Raw genomic sequence first — 24038 nt, forward strand, 5'->3', positions numbered from 1 at the left:
TCGTTGAAATTAATTACTGTTAAAAAGTCAATCTTGTTTGTAAAAATAATAAAGTTTAAGCTGTATTGAAAACGTTACACTTTATTGTGAGTAGAGAGATATCATGAGCATTGGGTTACAATAGAGTGTAATCGAATGCCAAATTTACGTTTATTTAAAAGAGTCAAATCATGTTACGTGACAGCATCAACAACATTAATATTTCTTCAGAGAAAGTATTAGTAACACCTCAAGCATTAAAATCTGAATTACCAGTTAGTGATGCTTCTTTAAAAATCATTCAATCATCAAGACAAGTCATTAGCGATATTTTACATCGCAAAGATCATCGGTTTTTATTGATATGTGGTCCTTGCTCAATACATGATATTGAAGCGGCAAAAGAATATGCAATTAAGCTCAAAGAGTTGCATGAAAGCTGCAAGGATACTTTGTACATTGTGATGCGTGTGTACTTTGAAAAACCTCGTACTACTGTAGGTTGGAAAGGGTTGATCAACGATCCACACATTAACGATACCTTTGATATTGAAACAGGGTTACGTAAAGCCAGAGAGTTACTGATTTGGTTAGCAGAGTTAGAGTTACCCGTGGCTACTGAAGCTCTTGATCCAATTAGTCCACAATATTTAGCTGAGTTATTTAGTTGGTCTGCGATAGGTGCTCGTACTTCTGAATCTCAAACCCACAGAGAAATGGCCAGTGGCTTGTCTATGCCTGTAGGTTTCAAAAACGGTACTGATGGGAGTTTGGGTATCGCTATCAATGCGCTGCAATCTGCCGCGTCGGGTCATAGTTTTATGGGGATTAATGGCAATGGGCAAGTAAGCGTCATTTCTACCCAAGGTAACCCAGATGGGCATATCATTTTACGTGGTGGTAAACAGCCAAACTATGACTCTGTATGCGTCGCCGACTGTGAAGCCGAATTGGACAAAGCCAATTTGAGCGCAGGTTTAGTAATTGATTGCAGTCATGCAAACTCAAGCAAAGACTTTCGCAGACAGCCTTTGGTGGCGAAGAATGTGGTCAATCAAATCCTTGAAGGTAATCAATCCGTTATTGGTATCATGTTGGAAAGTCATTTGAATCATGGTAATCAAAGTAGTTCGGGGAAAACGCCTGCAGATTTAGAATACGGCGTATCGATTACTGATGGCTGCATTAATTGGCAATCCACAGAAGATTTGATTAATCATATGCGAGATAAGTTGATAACTGTGTTACCTATGCGGTTAAATAAGCGTAATGACGCAGAAGACTAGGAAAATTATGCCCGTATCACCCGATGAACTTAATCAACTCAGGCAACAAATCGATGGAATTGATAGCCAGTTAGTTGAGTTATTGGCGAGGCGGGCCGAAATAACCGCTAAAGTCGGACAATATAAGAGCCAAGTCGGTCTACCAATTTACGTCCCTGAGCGAGAAACTGAACTGATTGCTAAAAGGCGAGCAGAGGCAGAACAACAAAATGTATCTCCGGTATTAGTTGAAGATTTGTTGCGTAGGATCATGCGAGAGTCTTATCACACGCAGAATGTAGATTATTTATGTACTAATCCACAGATTAAAAAAATCGTAGTGATAGGCGGGGCGGGTGCATTAGGAAGTATTTTTGTTGATATGTTTAAGCGCAGCGGTTATTCAGTCGAATTGCTTGAACAAAACGATTGGCCTAATGCAGATGGTATTCTGAATGATGCCGGCTTAGTGTTAGTCGCCGTTCCTATTAAGTTAACCGAAAGTATTATCTCTAGACTGAAAAACTTACCTGTAGACTGTGTTTTAGTCGATATAACCAGCACAAAACAAAAACCATTGGCTGCCATGATGGCTGCACATAAAGGGCCAGTATTGGGTCTTCATCCTATGTTTGGTCCTGATGTGTCTAGTATGGTTAAACAGGTAGTAGTGGTATGTCATGGGCGTCATGCTCAGCAATATGAATGGTTATTACAGCAAATTCGTATCTGGGGGGCTATTTTACAGCAGACCACGGCGAAAGAGCATGATGATGCCATGGTATTTATTCAGGTAATGCGGCATTTTTGTAGTTTTGTATTTGGTTCACATTTAGCCAGCGAAAATCCTAATCTAAAACAATTAATTTCACTTAGTTCACCTATTTACCGTTTAGAGCTGGCAATGGTTGGTCGATTATTTGCTCAAGACCCAGCGTTGTACGCTGATATCATTTTTGATAATAAAGATAGTGTTGCCTTATTATCTGAGTTTAGTGTAAAATTTAATCAAGCACTCGCCTTAGTAGAAAGCAACAACAAAGACGAGTTTATAAAGCAGTTTTTTAAAATTGGCTCTTGGTTTGGTGATTATTCTAAACAATGCTTAGTCGATAGCAAAAAGCTTTTACTTAAAGCGAATGATGATCGCTCTTTAAGTGGGGATTGTTGATTTATTGAATAAAGATTTTTGAACTATTTGATTATTGTTAGCGTATATCAGGCTTTTGTAAAGAGACATGTGGCCAAACAATTTAAGGATCATTAATGACATTAAAAGCACGCCTACTCATAACTGTTTTAACTATATTATCATTTGCAATTGTAATTATGGGAGTAGTGGCGGTGCGGGTTGCAGTAAGCGAATCCAATAAGGCTCTTACTGAATCTGTTGAAAAAAGACTGATTTCTCAGAATGTACAAACTGGAGAGGCCCTCGAAGAATATTTTGATTTCATTACCTCACAAATTCTAACAAAATCGGTTGATTTGTCTGTAGTTGAAGCCTCTCAGCAACTTATCCCCGCTTTTAATCAATATGTTAGCCAGCGCGGCAAAAATAATGCAGCGCAGCAGAATCAATTAGACTCTTATTATTCCTCAGATTTTTCCCAACAATATAATAGTATTAATTCAGTATCGATATCAAACGCAGCTAATGCGTTAAATGGATTAACTGATACCGCACTCGCCTTGCAATACGATTTCATAGCAGGTTCATCTCAACCTTTAGGTCAAAAGGATGGGCTGACAAATCTCAGTAATAGTTCGACTTACGCGGCGTTACACAAGCGGTATCATCCTAGTTTGCGCCATTTTTTGCAGGAGTTTGGTTTTTACGATATTTTTATAGTCGATATTAACAACGGTAATATTATCTATAGTGTGTTTAAAGAATTAGATTTTGCTACCAGTATCTCAACTGGCCCTTATGCAAAATCAGGCATTGGTGAAGTGTTTACAGCTGCTAGTAATGCTACAGATCAAGATCAAGTCTTTTTTAGTCAGTTCGAAAAGTATCGCCCTTCTTATGATGCACTTGCTGGTTTCGCTTCCTCGCCTATTTATTCAAATGGACAACCCATTGCGGTACTCATTTTTCAAATGCCAATGGACCGAATAAATAGCATTCTGACCCATGGTGAAAAATGGTCTTCAAAGGGATTCGGCGACTCTGGCGAGACGTATTTAGTCAACAATAACAATGTATTATTAAACGAAAGTCGTTTTTTTGTGGAAGATAAGCCTAATTATTTGAACGCAATAAAGAGCAAATATCCTAGTCAAGCTAAAGAAATAGGTTTGAAAAATACCTCGGTCGGTATTCAACCTGTAGAGTCCGATGCCGCTAATAGAGCATTTCGAGGAGAGTCTGGATTCGAAAGAATTTTTGATTACAGAGATGTAGAAGTGTTCTCTGCATATTCGCCGTTAAAAATTGGAGCATTCAATTATGCGTTGATGGCTGAAATTGATGTAGAAGAGGCCTTAAGGCCGGCAGATAAGATAAGAAGTAATTTAATCACATCAACCTTGATTGAGGCGTTTATAATCATTGGTGTGTCTTTTGTATTGGTATTGATTTTTGCTTCATGGCTCGTGCGTCCACTTAATCGGTTAGGTAGGATATGTGAAGAGTTATCAGAAGGTGAAGGTGATTTAACAATTCAAATTAAACCACATGGTATACCTGAAATAGATAGGATAACTATAGGTTTTAATGTTTTTATTAGTCAAATTCGGGACATTATTGCGCAGGTTAAAATTGATGCTGATAGTTTATCATCCGCGTCTCAAAAGCTGAGTATTATTACTTTAGATAGTGCCCAAAAAACTTCAGAGCAACGTGACCAAACTCATATGGTATCTACTGCCATGGAACAATTGTCTTCTGCTGTTGCAGATGTCAGTAAATCAACCCAAAAAACTAGTATTCAAAGTATCCAAGCCCAGACTAGGTTAAACGAAAATATTGAAAGGACTAGGTTAGTAGAAAACAACATTACACAGTTGGTTAATTTAATTGATGATTCGGGCCAACTAATCCTAAGTTTGAAAGATGAAGTTAATCAAATAACTACGGTATTGAATGTCATTACTAGTATTGCCGATCAGACTAATTTATTGGCACTAAATGCTGCAATTGAAGCCGCTAGGGCAGGAGAGGCTGGTAGAGGTTTCTCTGTGGTAGCTGACGAGGTTAGAGCACTTGCTACTCGATCTCAACAAAGCACTGTTGAAATATCTAAGTTAATTGATGTTATGAACCAATCTGCAATTAAATCAGTTAACTCTATGGAACATGCTAGCTCTACAGCTGATGAAGGAAAAAGCTTGGTGGATTTAGTTACACTTGCAATGGATGAGTTATCCGAGAGTTTTAAACAAGTATTGCAGTTAACTGAGACAATAGCTGCTGCAACAGAAGAACAAAATCAAGCTACTAATTCAGTCGCCATTAGTGTTAAAAGTATAAGTAAGTTAGCCGGTAATGTTGAACAAGGGTCTAAACAAACCAGCGCTTCTGCAGAAAACCTTGCAGAAATATCTGCGCGAACCAATGGGTTAGTAGAACGTTTTAAGGTGTAGCCTGAATTGACATTAAAAATGGGCTAGTTTTCACTGGCCCATTTTTGCTATTTACATACCTCACCGGTTTTTATTCCGCTAAAGCACTCACCGCAGCTACTTTTGTAGGGTTTATCTCTTCACTTGGATAACAGCCTAAAACTTTAAAGTAGCGCGTCATGGCCCGCAATTCTTCTAGTGTTTGCTGCATAGGTCCATCTTGTACATTTCCCTCTACATCAAGATAAAACATTTCTTCCCAAGGGTTACCAGTAATAGGTCTAGACTCGAGTTTTGTCATATTGATTTTGTTGTCACGTAACACCATGAGCGCTTCTACTAAGGCTCCAGATTTTTGTATAGTAGACATTACCAATGTTGTTTTTGCGGGCACTTGCAATGGCACGTTGACAGGCTTACGAGCCACTACAAAGAAACGACTATGATTTTCTTTTTGGTTGGCTAAGTTTGACTTAATTGCATGTAAACCATATAAACTCCCACCCGTTTCACTACCCATTGCAGCAATATTATCTGTATTGAGTTCGGCCACTTTTAACATAGCCGCAGAGGTGCTATCACAGGGCTTAACTTCAACATTACCTAGTTCCGCAAGGAAGTGACTACACTGAGCAAAAACCTGGGGGTGGGCGTATAAGGTTTTAATTTTGCTGACATCGGTTTCTTGACTAACTAATAAGGCATGTTTGATTGGATAGGTGAGTTCACCAACGATAGAGAGCTTAGTATGTTGTAGTTCATCGTATACTTCATTGATACTACCTGAAGACGTATTTTCGATAGGTAAAACTGCATAGTCAGCTTGGTTGGTTTCTACTTTTTGGATGATTTCTAAAAAGCTTTGGCAACCTAATTCGAGTAGTTCACCGGGACGCCTAGAAAAATACTTTTTTGTGGCTAAATAACTGTAAGAACCTTTGTCACCCAAAAAAGCCACACGATTTAATGGCAAGCTACTGCCTGGATTGGCTCGTGCAGCTAACAATGCTTGTTGGTTTAATACAGAATCTTCAATAATGACATGAAATAACTGCGTGACATAGTGAGCATCTAACCCCTGTTTTATACCTTCTTTTATCAACCTAACCAATAATTGTTCTTCGCGTTTTTGATCGCGAACAGAAATTTGATGTTTGATTTTTGTTTCAGCGACTTGATTCGTATATTGCTGTCTTTTGGCTAAAAAAGTCAGTAGTTGAGTGTCAAGTTCAGTGATTTTGACTCTAAGTTCTTCTAGTTCTGATGACATGATATCCACTTGTTATTTCAAAAAAACTCCCCAAAAGGGAGGTTTTGATATCGGTAATGCCTATAAGTTGTATATTAAAATGCTACCTATAAGGATCGATATGTAAGAATTTATAAAGCCACTACTTATATGTCAATGATTTGCTTAAGCACAATTTTTTTGATTCTCACGAATAATGAATAACGTCATGTTTTGGCGTTCATTGTCCGAGTAAAGATGCCAGCATTTTGCGCACTTCATTCACTTCAAATGGCTTGTCACACAAAGCGTTAACACCTGTTTGGTGAATGTTGGCCATATGTAAACTTGAGGTCGATTCACTGGTGACCATAATAATCGGTATATGCGCGGTTTCGGGATTAAAGCGGATGAATTCAGAGAGTTCTCTGCCATCCATTTCCGGCATATTATAATCGGTTACCACTAAATCAAAGGTATTATCTTTTAATATGGTTAATGCTTGAGCGCCATTTTCGGCTTCAAGAATTTTTTGTAACCCTAAACCACTTAACACTCTACGAATGTGATTCCGGGCTAGTTTACTATCATCGACTAACAACACTCTAACGTCATGCACATCAAATAGTTCTAGGTCTAATTCATCAGAGTTGATTAAGTCGAGTGACGCCTTTAGTGCTTTTGATAAGTTTTCAGGAGTAAAAGGTTTAGGTAAAATAGCGGCTACACCTGATTGTTTAAATTCTTCAAGTTTTTCGACTCGGTTTTCGCTAGATATCAGCATAAAAGGAGTCGAGGCAAGGGTTTCGTTATTTTTTATCTGTTTAATAATGTCTAAGCCGGTGCCGTCTTCGAAGTACATTGCACTAACAATCAAATCAGCGCCATGTTTGTTTATAGTATCAATGGCTTGTTTGACGCTACCAACAGCCTCGACGTGATTAATATCAGCAGCAGCTAACTGTTTAATTATAATTTTTCGTTGAGTATCAGAGGGTTCAACTAAGATGATACTAACTTCTGACAAAGAGAGATGCTGCATTGTTATTCCTAATTTGTGTTTCTACTGATTATTAACCACCTGCTAGTTTCACATTATGGCCTAGTTGTTCGAGTGTTGCTTTTATTTTATCGCGGTTGTCACCTTGAATTTCAATTACCCCATTTTTTAATGCGCCGCCAGTGCCACACATCTTCTTCAATTGACTACATAAGTCCTTTAGTTCTTTTTCAGGTAAATCCACCCCTGTTACCGTTGTCATTCCTTTTCCTTTGCGTCCTTTGGTTTCTCGGCGGATCCTTACGACACCATCGGTCTTTGCTGGTAATTTAGATTGTTCTTTGTTCTGAATGTGGCCAGTTTGTGTACTGTATACGAGTCTATTTTCACTCATTTTATTGTGAACCATATTAATGCTGTGCGGACGTGGATTAACATTCTAATAAAAAAATGAGATTCTTTGTAGGCAATACTGTAAAACTATTATTTAATAGCATTGGATCACTTTAATACTATTTTTTGTCTAATAGGGGAGATACATGAGTTTAGATAGAGAGTTTTCAGAAGATGGTAAAGAGTTAACTATCTTTTTAGAAGAAAAATTCGATTTTGGTAAAGTTCAAGATTTTCGCCTAGCTTATACGGAAGGTAACGATGGGGTAAGTAGTATCGTTATCAATTTACAAAAAACTGAATACATGGATAGCTCTGCTTTAGGTATGTTGCTTAATATGCAGAAAAGTTTACGTGACTCAGTTCAATCATTCAAAATTACTCATTGTCGTCCGCAAGTTTTGAAAATTTTGCAGATTGCCCACTTCGGCAAAAAATTCGACATTGCATAGCCTGTTGTGTAATTGATCATGCGTATTTTAGTTGTAGATGACGACACGCTTAATCGCTTTTTGCTAGTACATATGCTTGAACAACAAGGGTATACGGATACTTTTGAAGCCGAGGATGGTGTTGTTGCTATTGAATTGGCCAAACGTATTGAACCAGATCTTGTGTTGCTCGACGTAATTATGCCAGAGATGGATGGTTACGAAGTAGCAACAATGCTAAAAAAAATGGCTGGGGACATCTATTTGCCCGTTATTTTTATTACTGCCCTTGAAGATGAAAAATCACTCGCTAGATGTTTAGAAGTAGGCGGTGATGACTTTGTTAGTAAACCTTTTGATAAAGTGATTTTAGCCGCAAAAATTCGTGCCCATGCTCGCACAAGATTATTGAGTAAAAAAGCTTACGAGCAGAATAAACAACTTTCTTTTTATCGTAACGCTGTAGAGCGTGAGCATAAAATTGTTGAACATATATTTACTAATGCCTTGTCTGTTGATAAATCCTTTACTCGATACCTCGACTATTGCCTAAATCCCGCTAGTGATTTTAATGGTGACTTGTTTTTAGCAAGTGCTAGCCCTACAGGTGGTATGTATTTTTTAATTGGTGATTTTACTGGCCATGGATTAGCATCGGCAATCGGCGCTCTGCCTGTTTCTCAAGCTTTTCAAGCGATGTCGAAAAAAGGGCTTTCATTAATGGAAATGGCTGAAACCATTAACCAAACTCTGCTGATGTTACTTCCAGATGATATGTTTTTTGCTGCAGCCATTGTAGAAATCAACAATACGGGTAAACAAATAGATGTATGGAATGGCGGAATGCCTAGCCTGTTATTACAAGATCCCAGTGGGAAAATAGTCAAACGATTTGCATCAAGACATATGTCTCTAGGAATACTAGAAAACCACGAATTTGCTTCTGAAGTTGAACGTTATGAAATGCAGTTTGGTAACAGGTTGGTGGCGTTTAGTGATGGTGTGGTCGAACTAGAAAATGAACAAAATGAAATGCTGGGTGATGAGGGCATCGAAAAGTGGCTAAACGATCAGCCGGACATCAATGTTGAAGGATTTCTCAGTAATGCCACAAAATATCTCGGATCTAAGCAACGCAATGATGATATCACTGTTGTTATTTTTACCAGTCAGCCCTTGGAACCAGTTGTAAATAAAGGCATTGCTTCTAAGGTGCCTCTTAAAATTGTGGTTGAGTTAGATGCAAAGCATATTAAATCTGCGGATCCTATTGTTGATTTGGTCAGTGTCGTGACTAACCAATTAGGCCTATATGGCATTCACTCTGAACTCTTTACGGTATTAAGTGAGTTATATAATAATGCACTAGAGCATGGTGTGTTAGAGCTTGATTCAACGTTAAAGCAATCTGATGATGGTTTTTTTGCGTACTTTACATTGCGTGAAGAAAAACTTTCAGCCTTAGAGAGTGCCAGCATTGTTATTTCTGCTGAGTACCGTCCTGACGAAAATGCTTTATCAATTAGAATCAAAGACTCGGGTACAGGATTTAAACAAGACTATATGTCAAAACTTGAAAATGTTGAAAAAAGTTATGGCCGGGGAATTTCCTTAGTGAAAGAGCTTTGTGAATCGGTTGAGTATACGAATAAAGGTAATACTGTCGATGTTGTGTTTAAAATTTAACTAGAGGAAAAGAGCGTTGTCGGAAATCATTATTCGAGTAGCAAAGCAAGCTGATGTATCAGCATTGGTTAAGTTTAATCAACTCATGGCGTGGGAAACTGAACAAAAAAAATTAGATGAAGACATCTTGTCTAAGGGAGTGTTGGCATTAATTAACGATGAAAACAAAGGTTTCTATTTGGTTGCTGAGAAAAATAGCCAAGTGCTAGGTAGTTTAATGGTCACCACCGAATGGAGCGATTGGCGCAATGGTGTTTTTTGGTGGGTGCAGAGCGTTTATATTTCTCCAGATTTTCGACGCCAAGGGATTTATGCTCAGCTATATGCCCAAGTCAAAACGTTAGCAGATCAGCAACCGAATGTGTGTGGTTTTAGGTTATACGTAGAGACAGAAAACATTATCGCGCAAAAAACCTATGAATCATTAGGTATGCAACAAAGTCATTATTTAATGTACGAAGAATAAATTGATATTGAGAATAGTTCTCAATTAGATTAACATCCAAATTCTAGTCTTGCCTTTAGAAATTAGGAATACCCCTTGAAAAACATCATCTCCTGTCTGTTTGTTATCACGATTATGTTGTCTCCTTACGTTGCTGCTGAGCAGGTTAATTTGTATTCGGCGCGCAAAGAAGCACTTATTAAACCTTTACTGGATAAATTTACTCAGCAAACGGGTATCTCAGTCAATTTGGTGACAGGCAAGGCGGATAACCTAATTACCCGGTTAAAAAGTGAAGGTAAATATAGCCCCGCGGATTTGTTATTAACAACAGATGTTGGACGATTATACAGAGCCAAGCAGCAAGGTTTGACCCAGGAAATTTCAGTTTCTGAAGCTATTACAAAATTGCCGATGAATTTTCGTGATGAGCAAGGCCATTGGTTGGGACTGTCATTGCGCGCTCGCCCTTTGATGGTGGCAGTTGATAGAGTCAATGTACAAGATGTTGCCAACTTAGAAGATTTAGTTAATCCACAGTGGAAAGGTAAAGTGTGTATTCGTAGTTCGAGTAACATTTATAATCAATCTATGGTTGCTTCCTTAATTGCTCAGCAGGGTGAATCTGCTACAGAGCAGTGGATCACGGGGTTGGTTAAGAACTTTGCTCGCCCCCCACAAGGTGGGGACCGAGACCAAATTAAAGCCGTTGCGGCTGGTTTATGTGATGTGGCTATCGCTAATACTTATTATCTTGCCGGCATGTTGAGTTCTGACGATGAAACAACCCAACAACAAGCTAAAAAAGTAAGGGTTATTTGGCCAAATCAAGCCGACCGAGGTGCACACATCAATATATCTGGCGTGGCGTTAGCGAAAAATGCGCCTAACAAAGCAGCGGCAGTTAAGTTAATCGATTTCTTACTCAGTGAAGAGTCTCAATTGTGGTATGCCAAAACCAACCATGAGTATCCTGTTTTAGCCGGCATTCCATGGAGTGAATTACTACAGTCATTTGGTACCTTCAAAACGGAACAAGTTCAACTCGGAAAACTCGGTGAGTTGAATGCTGCTGCAGTTCAACTGATGGATCGTGCAGGATGGAAGTAATTGAACAAAAATATTCTCTGATTGAAATTAAGTAAGTTTTTTTATGAAGCAAATCAACTGGTTAAAGAACTGGTTCAATGTTTGGTTTGTAGGTATCGCATTTGGCTGTTTTATTCTTGCTGCGCCAATAGGCTTAGTTTTTGTTAGCGTTTTTTTTCCGCAAACTGAAATATGGCAACATTTATATTCAACTGTTTTATCTGATTATATTGTTAATTCCCTAATCCTAGCTTTTGGTGTCGGCGCTATAGTCATAGTGATAGGTACTGTTTTAGCCTGGTGTATTGCTAGGTACGAGTTTGCCGGACGTAAACAGTTGCAATGGTTGATACTTTTACCCATGGCGATGCCGGCCTATATAATTGCCTATACCTATACTGGTTTGTTGGACTTTTCAGGTCCATTACAATCCTTGTTACGGGAGACATTTAACTGGCAATATGGGGATTATTATTTTCCTGAAATTCGCTCGTTGCCTGGCGCTATTGTTATGTTGTCCTTGGTGCTTTACCCCTACGTTTATATGTTAGCCAGAACTGCTTTTAGTGAGCAGCCAGCAAGTCTTGAAGAAGTATCACGAAGTTTAGGTGTGTCTCCCAGTAAACACTTATTTAAAGTTGTATTACCCTTAGCTCGTCCCGCCATTCTAATGGGGGCAGCGTTAGCAATGATGGAAGCGTTTGCGGATTATGGCACGGTACAATATTTTGGATTGAGTACTTTTACTACGGGTATTTTTAGAACGTGGTTTGGTTTAGGTAATGGTCTTGCTGCTGCGCAATTGGCGGCAATGTTAACCAGTTTTGTGGTGTTGTTATTGATCCTTGAATATCTATCGAGGCGTAAAATCCGCTACTATTTTCAAGGACAAAGAGCACAACAAGTCAGCAGACAAAAGCTAGTCGGTAGAAAAGCATTTTGGGTGCCCTTTATTTGTGTGATACCTGTCTTTTTTGGTTTCATTTTGCCCGTTCTTCAATTGTTTACCTGGGCGTTAAAAACCTACTCTAAAAAGCTTACCAGTGAGTTTTGGTTATTGTTGTGGAATAGTTTTTATTTGGCCGCCATCGCTGCGATTACTGCGGTAATTTTGGCGCTTCTTTTTGCATACGGAAAACGCCTAAATCCGATTAAACCGATTAAACTTTTAGTTGGTATTGTTAACCTAGGATATGCAGTACCCGGCACAGTAATCGCTATAGGTGCAATGATTTCGTTGAGTTGGTTCGATATAAAGCTCAATGTGTTAACTGAAAATTGGTTTGACGTAAGTGTTGGTTTAGTCTTTTCAGGCTCATTATTTGCGCTTATTTTAGTATACAGTAGTCGTTTTTTAGCCGTAGCTATGCATAACATTGATACAGGTTTGGCAAGAGTCAAACCTAGTATGGACGATGCTGCACGTTCTTTAGGTTATAAACCTTTGCAAATTCTCAGAACTATTCATGTGCCACTGATGAAAACCAGCGTGTTGAGTGCCTTATTGTTGGTGTTTGTAGATGTTTTGAAAGAGCTCCCCGCTACTTTGATTTTAAGGCCGTTTAATTTTAATACCTTGGCAGTTAGAGCATTTGAACTTGCTTCAGACGAACGTTTAATGGACGCTGCGTTACCCGCTTTAGCGATTGTCAGTGTGGGTATATTACCTGTTATTTTGTTGACTATGCTGATGGATAAGCCCAGCCAACATAGTACACAAGTCAAATAAGGCGCTTATGTTAAGTCTGAATAAAGTATCTGTTGGTTACCAAAACGTAAAAGCCGTAGATGACGTTTCTTTTGAATTATCTGTTGGACAGATAGGTTGTTTATTGGGCCCATCTGGATGCGGTAAAACCTCAGTATTACGGGCTATTGCAGGTTTTGAAAAGTTAACAGAAGGACAAATTAGTTTACGTGATAAGTTGGTTGGCGCTAAAAATAATCACCTAGAACCCGAAAAACGCCACGTAGCGGTGGTGTTTCAAGACTACGCTTTGTTTCCCCATTTAACGGTTGCACAAAATATTGCTTTTGGATTACATGGGCAAAACAGTACACAAAAACACCAGCGCGTAATGGAGCTACTGAACTTAGTGGGGTTGCCAGGGTATGGCAACAGATATCCCCATGAACTTTCAGGTGGTCAACAACAACGGGTAGCACTAGCTAGAGCTATGGCTGCTAAACCTGACTTACTGTTGCTAGATGAGCCTTTTTCCAGTTTGGATGCAGAGTTAAGGTATGAGCTTGCTAAAGATTTGCGGGCAATTTTGAAACACGAAAATACCACTGCTCTTATGGTGACTCATGATCAACATGAGGCATTTGCTATGGCTGATGTGATTGGTGTCATGAACAAAGGGCGGTTAATGCAATGGACAGACGCTTATACACTTTATCATCGTCCAGCAAGCCGCTTTGTTGCAGCCTTTGTTGGTGATGGCGTATTTTTGTCTGCAACGATAGATAACAATAATAAGATGAATTGTGCATTAGGCGTTTTTCCGATTAACCCTGAGAGTGGATTTAAGCAAGGTGACAAGGTTGTATTTTTGGTTCGTCCAGATGACATTATTCATGATGATGAAAGTGAAACCCTAGCAAAAATTGTAGATAGATCGTTTCAAGGATCACACATTTTGTACCAACTAGAATTGCAACATGTTGGTCATGCTCGAGTATTGTGTTTGGCTCTTAGTCATCATGATCACCAATTGGGTGAACTAATTGGTATTCGTTTAGATTTAGAACATCTGATTGTGTTTGCAGATAACGGAAGTGATTAATGAAAATAGCGGTCATTGGTGCAGGCGTTACTGGTTGTTTGTTGGCAAACTCTCTGAGCTCAACAGGAATGGATGTCAGTATTTTTGAAAAATCTCGCGGCTGTGGTGGACGCGCCAGTACCAAACAGACCTCGTGGGGGCAGTGTGATTTAGGCGCAACTATTGTGCCGGCCCAAAAAGCCGACTTTATCAAGTTTATGCAAAGTTTGTGTGATAAAAATATTGCGAGTAAATGGCCTGAAAATGTATTTCTGTCGAAGCAAAATCCAGGCGTTACCCAAGCATTAGAAAAGTATGTGGGTGATAGGCAGTATTACGTTTTTAATCACAAAATGAATGCTGCGTGTCGCCATTGGATACAAAACGCCAACTTAAACACCAGCAGCTTAATTAGCCAAGTTCGTTATCTTGTTGGTAAGGGCTGGCAATTAAAATCAAACGATATATGGCAGCCAGAGTGGTTTGATAAAGTAGTTTTGACAACTCCTTGGCCCCAAAGTCAGGTATTAATTGAGAAGTCCGAGTTGCCGTTAAAACAGTCCGACTTTTCTCAGTCTTGGACAAGTTGTTGGTCGATCGCCTTAAAATTGGAGCAATTGGTCGCGAATGACGTTGATTTAGTTTATCTAAAGGATCAGTCTATACAGACTCTAGTGCGAGATTCTAACAAACCACTTCGACCTCAAGTTATCAGATTAGAAGAAGCGAGTAAAAGCGAAATTTGGGTGGTGCAGCTGGCTAATAAGTGCTCGGATGATTTAGGTAAACTAGGCAAAGAAAAGGCAATATCTATTGCAATTAAAGGGCTTTGTGAATTGTTCGATTTACCTTATGAATCAATATCGAATCATTATGCTCATTATTGGAGATATGCTAGGCCCAGTCCGGGGCAAAAACCATTGGGTATATTGAGTCTGCCTGCCGAGGGAATTTATGTCGGAGGTGATTGGAGTTTTGGGCCTTCTATTGAATCTGCATATGAAGCGGCTCTAGCGCTAAGTCAGGCAATTACAACGGGTGAGTAAAGTACAATGATTAGCAATATTCAAGAGTGGTTTAAACAGCATTTAGCTATCGATAACAATGATTCCCAACATACAATTGAATTAGCGACAGCCGTTTTGTTTTATGAAGTCATGCGAGCTGACAATAAGTTTGAAAAATTAGAGCAAGATAGTTATCGCCAGCAACTTAATGAGCATTTTTCTTTAAGTGAAGCTGAAATTGATAGTCTTTGCCAGTTAAGTCAATCACAAGCGAATGACGCTGCGGATTATCAACAATTTACCAGAGTGATCAATGATACTTACGGTGCCCAGCAGAAAAGAGCGGTACTTGATTCCTTGTGGTCAGTTGCCTACGCTGACCATGAACTAAGTCCACACGAAGATCATACCATCCGAAAAATTGCCGATTTACTTTATATACCTCATAGTCAATTTATTCAAAGTAAGCTTTCAATCAAGCCGGATTAATCAATTCGAATAAAAATACATAGAGGCGTTGCTAATAAAAGACATGCTAAGTATATGATTTTAAATACTTAGTTTAACTCCATTGAATGAGTGTCTTATATTTGCGACATTATTCTTGTGGATTTCTTTTCTACCCCTTCTCCTATTTTCTAACTTATTGAAATATAGGTTAAATATATTCTTGGCACGAACAATGTAATTGTCCTATCAGTAATCACACTCAACCTGACTGGTTCCTCAGGTATTACGCATGGACAGTGGGTGTGGTGAAGGATGTTTGTGCATTGCTAGGTTTGTTATTGGCTGCGATGGCGTTTGCAACTAATAGTACTTGTATCCTTGATGCAAATATAAATTTGCGTCACTGATGGCATGGATGCCTTCTTCTAATGAGATTTGATGATCCTTAATCTTGATTTCAGATCTTACATAACCCGAGTTCAGCTTATTAAGCTAAGGATGATAATGATATGAAAAAGGTTAATTATATTACTCCGTTTGTGTTTGTTGTGGCATCAGTTCAATTCTTTATGTCAATTTCTGTTAGAGCAGAAGTTGAATTAATTGAGCAGTTAGATTTGGATAAAGACGGACAAATCACCATTAAGGAAGCTGTTTCAAACCCTGCTATTTTGGCGGCATTTGGTAAAATCGATACTGATGGCAACGGAAAGATCAGCTCAATTGAACTGAAAGAAACAAAAGTGCTACCGAAAAAAGATAAAGATAGTAGTAAGCCCAGATAAGAGTTTGAAAATATAATAAATAAAGATCGACTTGTTCGATCTTTATTTAACCTGAATTCAGGTTAGTTGTTATGCTGGCGCCAAGATAAATTGAAAACACTAATGGGAGCAGCTATGCAACTAGGCTCATTACGGCAATTAACACTGGTTAGTTTTGTCGTTGTTCTTGTGCCCTTAGCTTTGCTGGTCGGCTACAGCCAAATAAAATTAAGCGAAATTGCTCAAATTGCCTCTAACGAAGCTGAATACTCAGTTAATACCGTTAGGCAAGTGAGCAAAATGGAAGGTTTGTCGATTGATATAGAGCGACTAGTTCGACAATATAATATTGTAAAAAAGGATGCACTGAAATCTTTGATTGGAAGATCAACCCAACGATTTACCGAATTCCAATTTCTTATTTGTGAACAGTTGTTGGAAAAAGACAACTGCATTCGATTAAGCGGGCGTATTGATTGGATCAATCAATACTCAGGCACTGATGACCCATTATTGTTGGACGCGCAACTAGCAGAGTTTAAGCAAAACCTAAATGACTTAGCCGCACAAGTTGACAGCAGTCTTGACCAGCGGATCCAAGACCAACAAGTTTATGTGAGCTCAGTACAGCAAACGCAATTTTGGCTAACCGCCTGTTTGTTAGGTGTTTCCTTTTTATTAATTGTTCTTGGTTCGAAGGCCATTTTAAAGCCAGTCTCCAGACTTGAACGGGTCATTACCGCTATTTCTAGGCAGGAAGATACACTACCAGTTATTTCCACTTCTGGCCCAAAGGAGCTAATCGTATTAGAGCAGAAATTACATCGATTAGCGGGCCGACTAATTCAACTAGAAAATTTGCGCCATGCTTTATTGCGTCATGCATCTCATGAGCTAAAAACCCCTTTGGCAAGTATTAAGGAAGGATGCTCATTATTAACTGAGCAAGTTGTAGGACCCTTGAATGTAGATCAAGAAGAGGTGCTGTCACTATTAAATAGCAGTACAGACAGGCTAAATTTACTGATCGAACAGTTACTTGATTACAATTTATTGCTGCAGCAAGCTAAACCTGTATTTTCGAAGATAAACACTGATAGTTTCTTTGAAACGTTTATTACCGAAAATAGTTTGGCGATTAAACAACATGATAACCAAATAGAAATGAAAATAGACTTAGCCACTATTTTCGCTGACCAAAAGTTGTTTAGAAGAATCTTGGATAATTTGGTATCAAATGCAATCGCTCATGGCAGCAAAGGTAGGCCCATCAATATTAGTCTCTATCAACAAGGTGATATGCAAGTGTTAGATTTCGCCAATCGTGGTCAAAAAATAGCTGTGGAGCAACGCAATATCCTGTTTCAACCTTTTAGTCGTGGTGAAGGAGTGCGAAATGATAGAGTAACAGGCTCAGGGCTGGGTTTATCCATAGTGGCCGATTGCGCCAGAATGATGTTTGGTAAAGCAGAATTTGTTGAAGTGGATTATGCAGACGTGTGTGTTCGTGTCTGTATCCCAAATAAAGAAGCGAGTATATGAACTTTAAATTATTAGTCGTCAGTTGCGTCATATTTTTCTTTACTAGTTGTGAACTGTTGCCGTCGATAAATTCATCGAAAATACCTGTAGAAGAGCTAAATAATCAACCAATATGTATATGGGTAAAGTCATCAAAAGAGAATAATTGTAAAATTGAATATTGGTTGCAGTATTGGGCTGAAATTGAAGATATGTCATGGCCAGAACGCAAAAAACAAATAGATGTTTTATCTGAAAAAGATGCAGATGTATTAAAAAAAGTATTTCTAAGCCAAGGCAAAAGTACGCCATATCAAGCACGTTTGCGAGCACAAAGCTGGGTGCAGTCACTATTACCGAAGTTTAGCCTACGAATGCGTAGTTTTATGTTGGTAGCAATCTATAATACTAGCCAAGATTTGTTGGAGATGGAGTCTGCACTAGTCACCTTAAGCAAAATTAATACTCATCAATCATTCAAAATTGAAGAACAACAACTATTGTTAAACAAACAACAAAATCAAATTGACCAGTTGCTTAATATTGAAGCATCTATCATGGAAAGTATCGAAGAGGATAAAGAATGAGTCAGTTGAATATATCAGATCCCAATGTGTTGTTGGTGGATGATGACGAAAGCTTATTGCGCCTAATGGCCATTAGGTTAAAGGGAGAAGGATACAATGTGCAAAGTGCAGGTGGCGGTAGAGAGGCGTTAAAGCTGATCAATTCGCAAAATTTCGATGTGGTATTAAGCGATTTACGTATGCCTGGATTAGACGGTTTAAGTCTTTTTGAAGAGATCATGGGGCTTAGAAAAGATGTACCTGTTATTTTGATGACCGCCCATGGAACTATTCAAGATGCTGTAGAAGCGACGCAAAGAGGGGTCTTTGGATTTTTGACTAAACCTATAGATCATGACGAATTGCGCAGTTTAATGAAAAAAGCGGTGAGTCAAAGTCAAGGTGCACAAAAGGGACAATGGTGCGAAAAAATCATTACTCGTTCGATGCAAATGGAACAACTACTTGATCAAGCGTATCGGGTCGCGAAACGCGATGTCAGTGTATTAATAAGTGGTGCCAGTGGCACCGGTAAAGAACTTTTAGCCAGTGCCATTCATAAAGTCAGTAAAAGAGCAGATAAGGCATTTGTCGCAATTAATTGTGGAGCGTTGCCCGAAAACTTGCTCGAGTCAGAACTTTTTGGTCATGCTAAAGGGTCTTTTACTGGAGCAGTCAACGAACATCAGGGCTTGTTTAGAGAAGCTGATGGGGGCACTTTGTTTTTGGATGAGATTGGCGATATGCCACTATCACTGCAGGTCAAGTTACTCAGGGCACTTCAAGAGCAAGTAATCCGTCCTGTGGGCAGTAGTAAACAGATCCCTATCGATGTGAGGATTATTTCTGCGACTCATAAAAACCTCAGTAAGGAAATGGAAGTAGGCAACTTCAGAGAAGATTTATACTATCGATTAAATGTGGTGAATATTACGTTACCCTCATTACGAGAGCGTTCAGAAGATATCCCCTTGCTAGCTCGGCATTTGTTAAAAAATAGCGCCGCGCGTCATCAGGTTAAGGTCAGTCGATTTTCAGATGATGCAATGCAATTATTAACTACGTGTTTGTGGCCCGGTAACGTCAGACAACTTGTTAATGTAGTTGAGCAATGTGTTGCTTTAACACAAACACCTGTTATCGCCTCTCATTTAGTTGAACAAGCGCTTTCTGCTTCTGAACAAAAATGGCCAACCTTAACTGAGGCAAGAGATGCCTTCGAGCAAAAGTATTTACTGAAGTTGCTTAAAATGACAGACGGCAACGTGACAAGGGCGGCCGAATTAGCGGGCAGAAATCGTACTGATATGCACAAACTTATGAAGAAACACGACCTGCATTCGGTAGACTTTAAGCCAAACTAAGTGATTTGCGACAAACTCAAATTGAAACATTAACAAGGTTTAACTAAAAACCACTGTTATTTACATCTAAGTTCCTTACAATACCGCGAATTTTTTGAATGGCAAAAGTAGACGAATGCGATTAGCTCTAGGCATTGAATATAACGGTGCGCTCTACCATGGTTGGCAGCGTCAACAAACAGTAGCTAGCGTGCAACAGCATGTTGAAGAGGCATTAGCTAAGATCGCTAATGAACCTATCAAAGTGACCTGTGCTGGACGTACCGACGCTGGGGTGCATGCTACTTGCCAAGTGGTACATTTTGATACCAATAGCCAGCGCCCCGATCGTGCATGGACTATTGGTTTGAATCGATTCTTACCTGATTCGGTTGCAATTAAATGGGTAAAACATATGGATGACGAGTTTCATGCTCGTTTCTCTGCCACTGCAAGACGGTATCGATATATTATTTACAATCACCGCTTACGTAACAGTATTTTACCCAAAGGTGTCACCCATATTCACAGTGGTGATTTGGATCATGAGTTAATGCATCAAGCTGCTCAATATATAGTTGGACGACATGACTTTAGTGCGTTTAGAGCAGTGAATTGTCAGGCTAACACGCCGATACGGAATTTGAGTCGTATTAATGTGAGTCGATTTGGTGACTACATTATGATTGATGTAAAGGCGAATGCATTTCTACATCATATGGTGCGCAATATAACAGGGTCTTTAGTGAAGGTGGGTAGTAAGGAAAAGCCTCCATCTTGGATGAAGACTCTACTCCAAGATAAAGACCGCACTAAAGCCGCTGCAACTGCTAAGCCCAATGGGTTATACTTGGTACATGTAACGTACCCCGAGCGTTTTAATTTACCTACTACACCATTAGGGCCATTATTTTTACCTGATTGATACTTCTAAGACCAGTTTTCTTTTCGTGATGTATGCTTGATGTGATTTAATAGTCTTTCTTTCGGCCTACAAGGCCAAAACGGGCATTAATTTAAGCCGTTGAATATTGTCAATTTGTTAAGTTTAACAATTTGCAGAACAGGATTTGATATGAGTTGGATAGAAAAAATACTACCGCGCACTAAGTCATCTACAAAAGGTAATGTGCCAGAAGGAATTTGGACCAAATGCGGAGACTGTGCGGCAGTACTATATAAAACAGAATTAGAAAAGCAGCTGGGGGTTTGCCCTAAATGTGATCATCACATGCGCATTACCGCGCGTGCGCGGGTTAATCACTTTTTGGACCAAGGCGACAGAGTCGAGTTGGGCGCTGATTTAGAGCCTCAAGATTTACTCAAGTTTAAAGATTCTAAAAAATATAAAGATAGATTGATTAGCGCACAAAAAGCCACCAACGAAAAAGATGCGTTAGTGGTTATGCAAGGCAAACTAAACGGCATGCCTGTTGTTGTCGCTGCCTTTGAATTTGCCTTTATGGGTGGGTCAATGGCGTCGGTTGTGGGCGCTAGGTTTGTTAAAGCGGTTGAAGCTTGTTTAGAACACAACATGCCACTTATCTGTTTTTCCACTAGTGGTGGGGCGCGTATGCAAGAGGCGCTTTTGTCACTTATGCAGATGGCTAAAACCAGTGCTGCGTTAGCAAAATTGAGCGAAAAAGGTTTGCCTTACATTTCTGTTTTGACTGACCCTACTATGGGTGGAGTATCTGCAAGTTTAGCTATGTTAGGTGATGTAAATGTCGCTGAGCCTAAAGCATTGATTGGTTTTGCAGGCCCTCGAGTTATTGAACAAACTGTACGTGAAACCTTACCTGAAGGATTTCAACGCAGCGAATTTTTACTTGAAAAAGGCGCCATCGATATTATTGTTGATCGCCGTGAAATGCGCGACAAATTGTATAGTCTATTGTCAAAACTGCACCATCAACATCACTAATTAATGTCTTACCTATCTTCACACCAAGCCTCTGACAAAGAGGCTTGGTCACTTGACCAATGGTTAATTTATCTCGAGCAGATCCACCCAAGTAATATTGAACTTGGATTGCAGCGTATTGCTGAGGTTTTTCTTCGTATGCAACTTGATTTAAGTCAACGAACTGTCATCACAGTTGCCGGAACTAATGGTAAAGGCACCACTTGCGCCTTAATCGAACAAGCTCTATTGATTGCAAAACATTCTGTAGCAGTATTTAGCTCGCCACACCTTTTAGATTATCGCGAGCGAGTTAGAGTAGCGGGTGATATGTTGTCTGAAAAAGCTCACTGTCTTGCTTTTTTAAAAGTGGATCAGGCACGAGGTGATACGTTATTAACCTACTTTGAATTTGGTACCTTAGCGGCATTGCAGCTTATGGCAGATTCAGATGCAAAATACTTGTTGTTAGAAGTGGGTTTAGGTGGGCGTTTGGATTCGGTCAATATTGTTGATCCCAATATAGCCGTGATTACCAGTATTGATTTAGACCATCAAGATTGGCTTGGTGATACCAAAGAACTTATTGCGGTTGAAAAGGCTGGAATTTTTAGAGCTAATATTCCAGCGGTCATTGGTGAGCCAAATCCACCAAGCACACTAGTGACAGCGGCTTTGGATTATAAAGTTAAACCTGTATGGCAAGGTAGTGACTTTGAATTTCAAATAGATGAAAAAGGCTTTCATTGGAAAGGCGTTGTTGGACGTTATGACAATTTACCTGTTCCCAGTATTCCAGCTCAAAACGCCTCAACTGCATTGCAAGTCATCGAAATGTTAGGGTTGCAGTTAGACCATCAACAAATGACCCAGGTATTTAGCCAAACAAGTTTGCCCGGAAGACGTCAAGTTATTCAAACTAAACCTACTGTTATGTTGGATGTCGCACATAACCCACATGCCACAAAGCTGTTGGCCTTTGATCTGAATAATACCCAATATAAAAATGTTATAGCGGTTGTGGCAATGTTGGCAGACAAAGACATAGAAGCAACACTTGCCCCAATGTCGAGTGTTGTATCACATTGGTTTTGCGGGAGTTTAGACGTCCCTAGAGGTGCGCCGTCAAGTACCTTGGTTTCTGCTGTATTAAGCTTTGGGCAAAAAGTGTTAGACTATGATTCAGTTGAAGTCGCCTATAAAAGTGCATTAGAAAAAGCTGAAGAAGATGATTTAGTCATCGTTTTTGGTTCTTTTTTTACTGTCACAAAGATTTTAGAAATGGGGCCGTTAACCCCTCACGAAAAGGTATAGAAGAGTGTCATCTGCATTACAAAACCGCTTGGTAGGCACCGCCATAGTTGTTGCTATAGTTGTGATTTTTTTACCTGATTTATTAGATGGAAAACAAGAAGCAAAGCGAAATTTGTTTGTTGAATTGCCACAAAAGCCTTCTATGAAAGTTGTTAAATCACCCACTGCATTTGACACGGGTAAAGTAAAAGAAGCAGCGACACGTAAAGTCGAAATAATTTCTGAACAGGCAGTAGATGACAATGTTGCTGCCAAATTACCTGTAGAAACAAAAGCTGAAAGTCGAACTGAAGATGTGCAAGTACCTGATGAGTATCAAGAGGACCAATCTGTTGCAGTGGCACAAAGTTCAGAAGCAGAAAAGCCACAGGTTAGCAGTTTAGAGCGACAAACTGTGGTCGAGCAAGATGTCGACCGGTTATTAGCAAGCGCAGGTTGGGTAGTGCAATTAGGTAGTTTTCGCCATCAGAAAAATGTTCAAGAGCTGTTAAATCAATTAGAAAAAGCTGGTTACCGTGCTTTTAGCCGCCCAGTAAAAACCAACTCGGGTAACTTAACCAAAGTGTTTGTTGGCCCTGATTTACAAAAAGCTAATTTGGAAAACGCACTTTCTCATCTTAAAGAATTAACAAAGTTACAGGGCAGGGTGACGCCTTTCACTGTTCAATAATTTATAGTTTTAAAGGTTCTGGTTTGTTTGAAAATTATCAGGATTTTCGCTAGCGCTTTTGGTAGAATGCGCGCGATTTTAATTCAGTGATGTTGGCAAAGGCAAAGTTAGCTTAACATCATGTCACTTGGGCGCTTAAAACGAATCTTATGAATTGGATTGACTACGCCATATTGGCTGTGATTTTATTTTCCGCCGTTATCAGCTTAATTAGAGGCTTTGTAAAAGAAGCTATCTCCTTGGCAATTTGGTTTAGTGCGTTTTTTATTGCTAGCCAATTTTATGCCGACCTTGCCGTTTACTTAACTAAACTCGACGATTTAATGATCCGTAATGGCGTCGCTATTGCAATTTTATTTGTGTCTACCCTAATAATTGGTGGGTTAATTAATTATTTGATTTCTCAGCTAGTCCAGTTTACTGGTCTAACAGGTACCGATCGCGCACTGGGTCTGGTTTTTGGGGCTTTACGTGGCCTATTAATTGTCAGTGCGTTGTTATTCTTCTTAGATACTTTTACCCCAATGTCTTCTTCAGATTGGTGGCAAACCTCATTACTTATTCCAGAATTCAGTTTAATCATTGAGTGGTTTTTTGAATATTTACAAAACAACTCAAGTTTTATAAAGCCAGCTTAAAAAGGTAAATC

General features: G+C 39.3%; 23 protein-coding genes. 20 read left to right on the forward strand and 3 right to left on the reverse strand.

Features of this window, described 5'->3' with window-relative positions; translation table 11 throughout:
• The first annotated feature begins 170 nt into the window (after positions 1 to 170).
• From QZ488_RS00945 to QZ488_RS00955, 3 genes are all read left to right on the forward strand, one after another.
• Positions 171 to 1265, forward strand: coding sequence for a 3-deoxy-7-phosphoheptulonate synthase (locus QZ488_RS00945; protein WP_293745752.1), 1095 nt, complete (start codon positions 171 to 173; stop codon positions 1263 to 1265).
• A gap of 7 nt (positions 1266 to 1272) precedes the next feature.
• Positions 1273 to 2415, forward strand: a complete 1143-nt coding sequence (tyrA, locus tag QZ488_RS00950) for a bifunctional chorismate mutase/prephenate dehydrogenase (RefSeq protein ID WP_293745753.1) — start codon at positions 1273 to 1275, stop codon at positions 2413 to 2415.
• Positions 2416 to 2510: 95 nt separating this feature from the next.
• Positions 2511 to 4832 (forward strand): methyl-accepting chemotaxis protein, encoded by a 2322-nt coding sequence (locus QZ488_RS00955; protein WP_293745754.1) that lies wholly within the window; start codon positions 2511 to 2513, stop codon positions 4830 to 4832.
• 70 nt (positions 4833 to 4902) lie between these two features.
• Here the strand turns inward: QZ488_RS00955 and pheA are convergent, their stop codons facing one another.
• The 3 genes from pheA to yciH form a co-directional block, all read right to left on the reverse strand.
• Complete coding sequence (gene pheA / locus QZ488_RS00960) at positions 4903 to 6084, reverse strand: prephenate dehydratase (protein ID WP_293745782.1); 1182 nt, start codon at positions 6082 to 6084, stop codon at positions 4903 to 4905.
• A gap of 196 nt (positions 6085 to 6280) precedes the next feature.
• Positions 6281 to 7081, reverse strand: coding sequence for a response regulator (locus QZ488_RS00965; protein WP_293745755.1), 801 nt, complete (start codon positions 7079 to 7081; stop codon positions 6281 to 6283).
• Between the two features lie 31 nt (positions 7082 to 7112).
• Positions 7113 to 7433 carry a stress response translation initiation inhibitor YciH gene (gene yciH, locus QZ488_RS00970; protein ID WP_293745756.1) on the reverse strand — a complete coding sequence of 107 codons (321 nt, stop codon included), beginning with the start codon at positions 7431 to 7433 and terminating at the stop codon, positions 7113 to 7115.
• A gap of 145 nt (positions 7434 to 7578) precedes the next feature.
• On the opposite strand from yciH, the gene QZ488_RS00975 reads away from it, so the two are divergent.
• The 17 genes from QZ488_RS00975 (at position 7579) to QZ488_RS01055 (ending at position 24027) form a co-directional block, all read left to right on the forward strand.
• Entirely contained in the window at positions 7579 to 7884 is a 306-nt protein-coding gene (locus QZ488_RS00975; RefSeq protein WP_293745757.1) for an STAS domain-containing protein, read from the forward strand.
• 18 nt (positions 7885 to 7902) lie between these two features.
• The gene (locus tag QZ488_RS00980) at positions 7903 to 9549 is read left to right on the forward strand and encodes a fused response regulator/phosphatase (protein ID WP_293745758.1); all 1647 of its coding nucleotides are present in this window, start codon (positions 7903 to 7905) and stop codon (positions 9547 to 9549) included.
• A 16-nt stretch (positions 9550 to 9565) separates the two neighbouring features.
• A complete protein-coding gene (locus tag QZ488_RS00985) occupies positions 9566 to 10015 on the forward strand; it encodes a GNAT family N-acetyltransferase (RefSeq protein ID WP_293745759.1) in 450 nt (149 codons plus the stop codon).
• Between the two features lie 75 nt (positions 10016 to 10090).
• Positions 10091 to 11104: an extracellular solute-binding protein gene (locus QZ488_RS00990; RefSeq protein ID WP_293745760.1), complete on the forward strand. Its 1014-nt coding sequence runs from the start codon at positions 10091 to 10093 to the stop codon at positions 11102 to 11104.
• A 43-nt stretch (positions 11105 to 11147) separates the two neighbouring features.
• Complete coding sequence (locus QZ488_RS00995) at positions 11148 to 12812, forward strand: iron ABC transporter permease (protein WP_293745761.1); 1665 nt, start codon at positions 11148 to 11150, stop codon at positions 12810 to 12812.
• Between the two features lie 7 nt (positions 12813 to 12819).
• A complete protein-coding gene (locus tag QZ488_RS01000; RefSeq protein WP_293745762.1) occupies positions 12820 to 13872 on the forward strand; it encodes an ABC transporter ATP-binding protein in 1053 nt (350 codons plus the stop codon).
• A complete protein-coding gene (locus QZ488_RS01005; RefSeq protein ID WP_293745763.1) occupies positions 13872 to 14897 on the forward strand; it encodes an NAD(P)-binding protein in 1026 nt (341 codons plus the stop codon). The genes QZ488_RS01000 and QZ488_RS01005 overlap by 1 nt, the downstream gene beginning before the upstream one ends.
• A gap of 6 nt (positions 14898 to 14903) precedes the next feature.
• Positions 14904 to 15347 (forward strand): TerB family tellurite resistance protein, encoded by a 444-nt coding sequence (locus QZ488_RS01010; RefSeq protein WP_293745764.1) that lies wholly within the window; start codon positions 14904 to 14906, stop codon positions 15345 to 15347.
• A gap of 470 nt (positions 15348 to 15817) precedes the next feature.
• Positions 15818 to 16093 (forward strand): hypothetical protein, encoded by a 276-nt coding sequence (locus QZ488_RS01015; protein ID WP_293745765.1) that lies wholly within the window; start codon positions 15818 to 15820, stop codon positions 16091 to 16093.
• Between the two features lie 114 nt (positions 16094 to 16207).
• Positions 16208 to 17614 carry a HAMP domain-containing sensor histidine kinase gene (locus QZ488_RS01020; RefSeq protein WP_293745766.1) on the forward strand — a complete coding sequence of 469 codons (1407 nt, stop codon included), beginning with the start codon at positions 16208 to 16210 and terminating at the stop codon, positions 17612 to 17614.
• Complete coding sequence (locus QZ488_RS01025; protein ID WP_293745767.1) at positions 17611 to 18180, forward strand: hypothetical protein; 570 nt, start codon at positions 17611 to 17613, stop codon at positions 18178 to 18180. Before QZ488_RS01020 ends, QZ488_RS01025 begins: the two co-directional genes overlap by 4 nt.
• The gene (locus QZ488_RS01030) at positions 18177 to 19523 is read left to right on the forward strand and encodes a sigma 54-interacting transcriptional regulator (RefSeq protein WP_293745768.1); all 1347 of its coding nucleotides are present in this window, start codon (positions 18177 to 18179) and stop codon (positions 19521 to 19523) included. The genes QZ488_RS01025 and QZ488_RS01030 overlap by 4 nt, the downstream gene beginning before the upstream one ends.
• 115 nt (positions 19524 to 19638) lie before the next feature.
• Complete coding sequence (gene truA / locus QZ488_RS01035) at positions 19639 to 20427, forward strand: tRNA pseudouridine(38-40) synthase TruA (protein WP_293745769.1); 789 nt, start codon at positions 19639 to 19641, stop codon at positions 20425 to 20427.
• A gap of 150 nt (positions 20428 to 20577) precedes the next feature.
• Positions 20578 to 21426 carry an acetyl-CoA carboxylase, carboxyltransferase subunit beta gene (accD, locus tag QZ488_RS01040; protein ID WP_293745770.1) on the forward strand — a complete coding sequence of 283 codons (849 nt, stop codon included), beginning with the start codon at positions 20578 to 20580 and terminating at the stop codon, positions 21424 to 21426.
• A 3-nt stretch (positions 21427 to 21429) separates the two neighbouring features.
• Complete coding sequence (gene folC / locus QZ488_RS01045) at positions 21430 to 22719, forward strand: bifunctional tetrahydrofolate synthase/dihydrofolate synthase (RefSeq protein ID WP_293745771.1); 1290 nt, start codon at positions 21430 to 21432, stop codon at positions 22717 to 22719.
• A gap of 4 nt (positions 22720 to 22723) precedes the next feature.
• Positions 22724 to 23389, forward strand: coding sequence for an SPOR domain-containing protein (locus QZ488_RS01050; RefSeq protein ID WP_293745772.1), 666 nt, complete (start codon positions 22724 to 22726; stop codon positions 23387 to 23389).
• Between the two features lie 149 nt (positions 23390 to 23538).
• A complete protein-coding gene (locus tag QZ488_RS01055) occupies positions 23539 to 24027 on the forward strand; it encodes a CvpA family protein (RefSeq protein ID WP_293745773.1) in 489 nt (162 codons plus the stop codon).
• Positions 24028 to 24038 lie beyond the last annotated feature (11 nt).

This window comes from uncultured Paraglaciecola sp., assembly GCF_913020055.1.
In the GTDB taxonomy this organism is placed as follows: Bacteria; Pseudomonadota; Gammaproteobacteria; order Enterobacterales; family Alteromonadaceae; genus Paraglaciecola.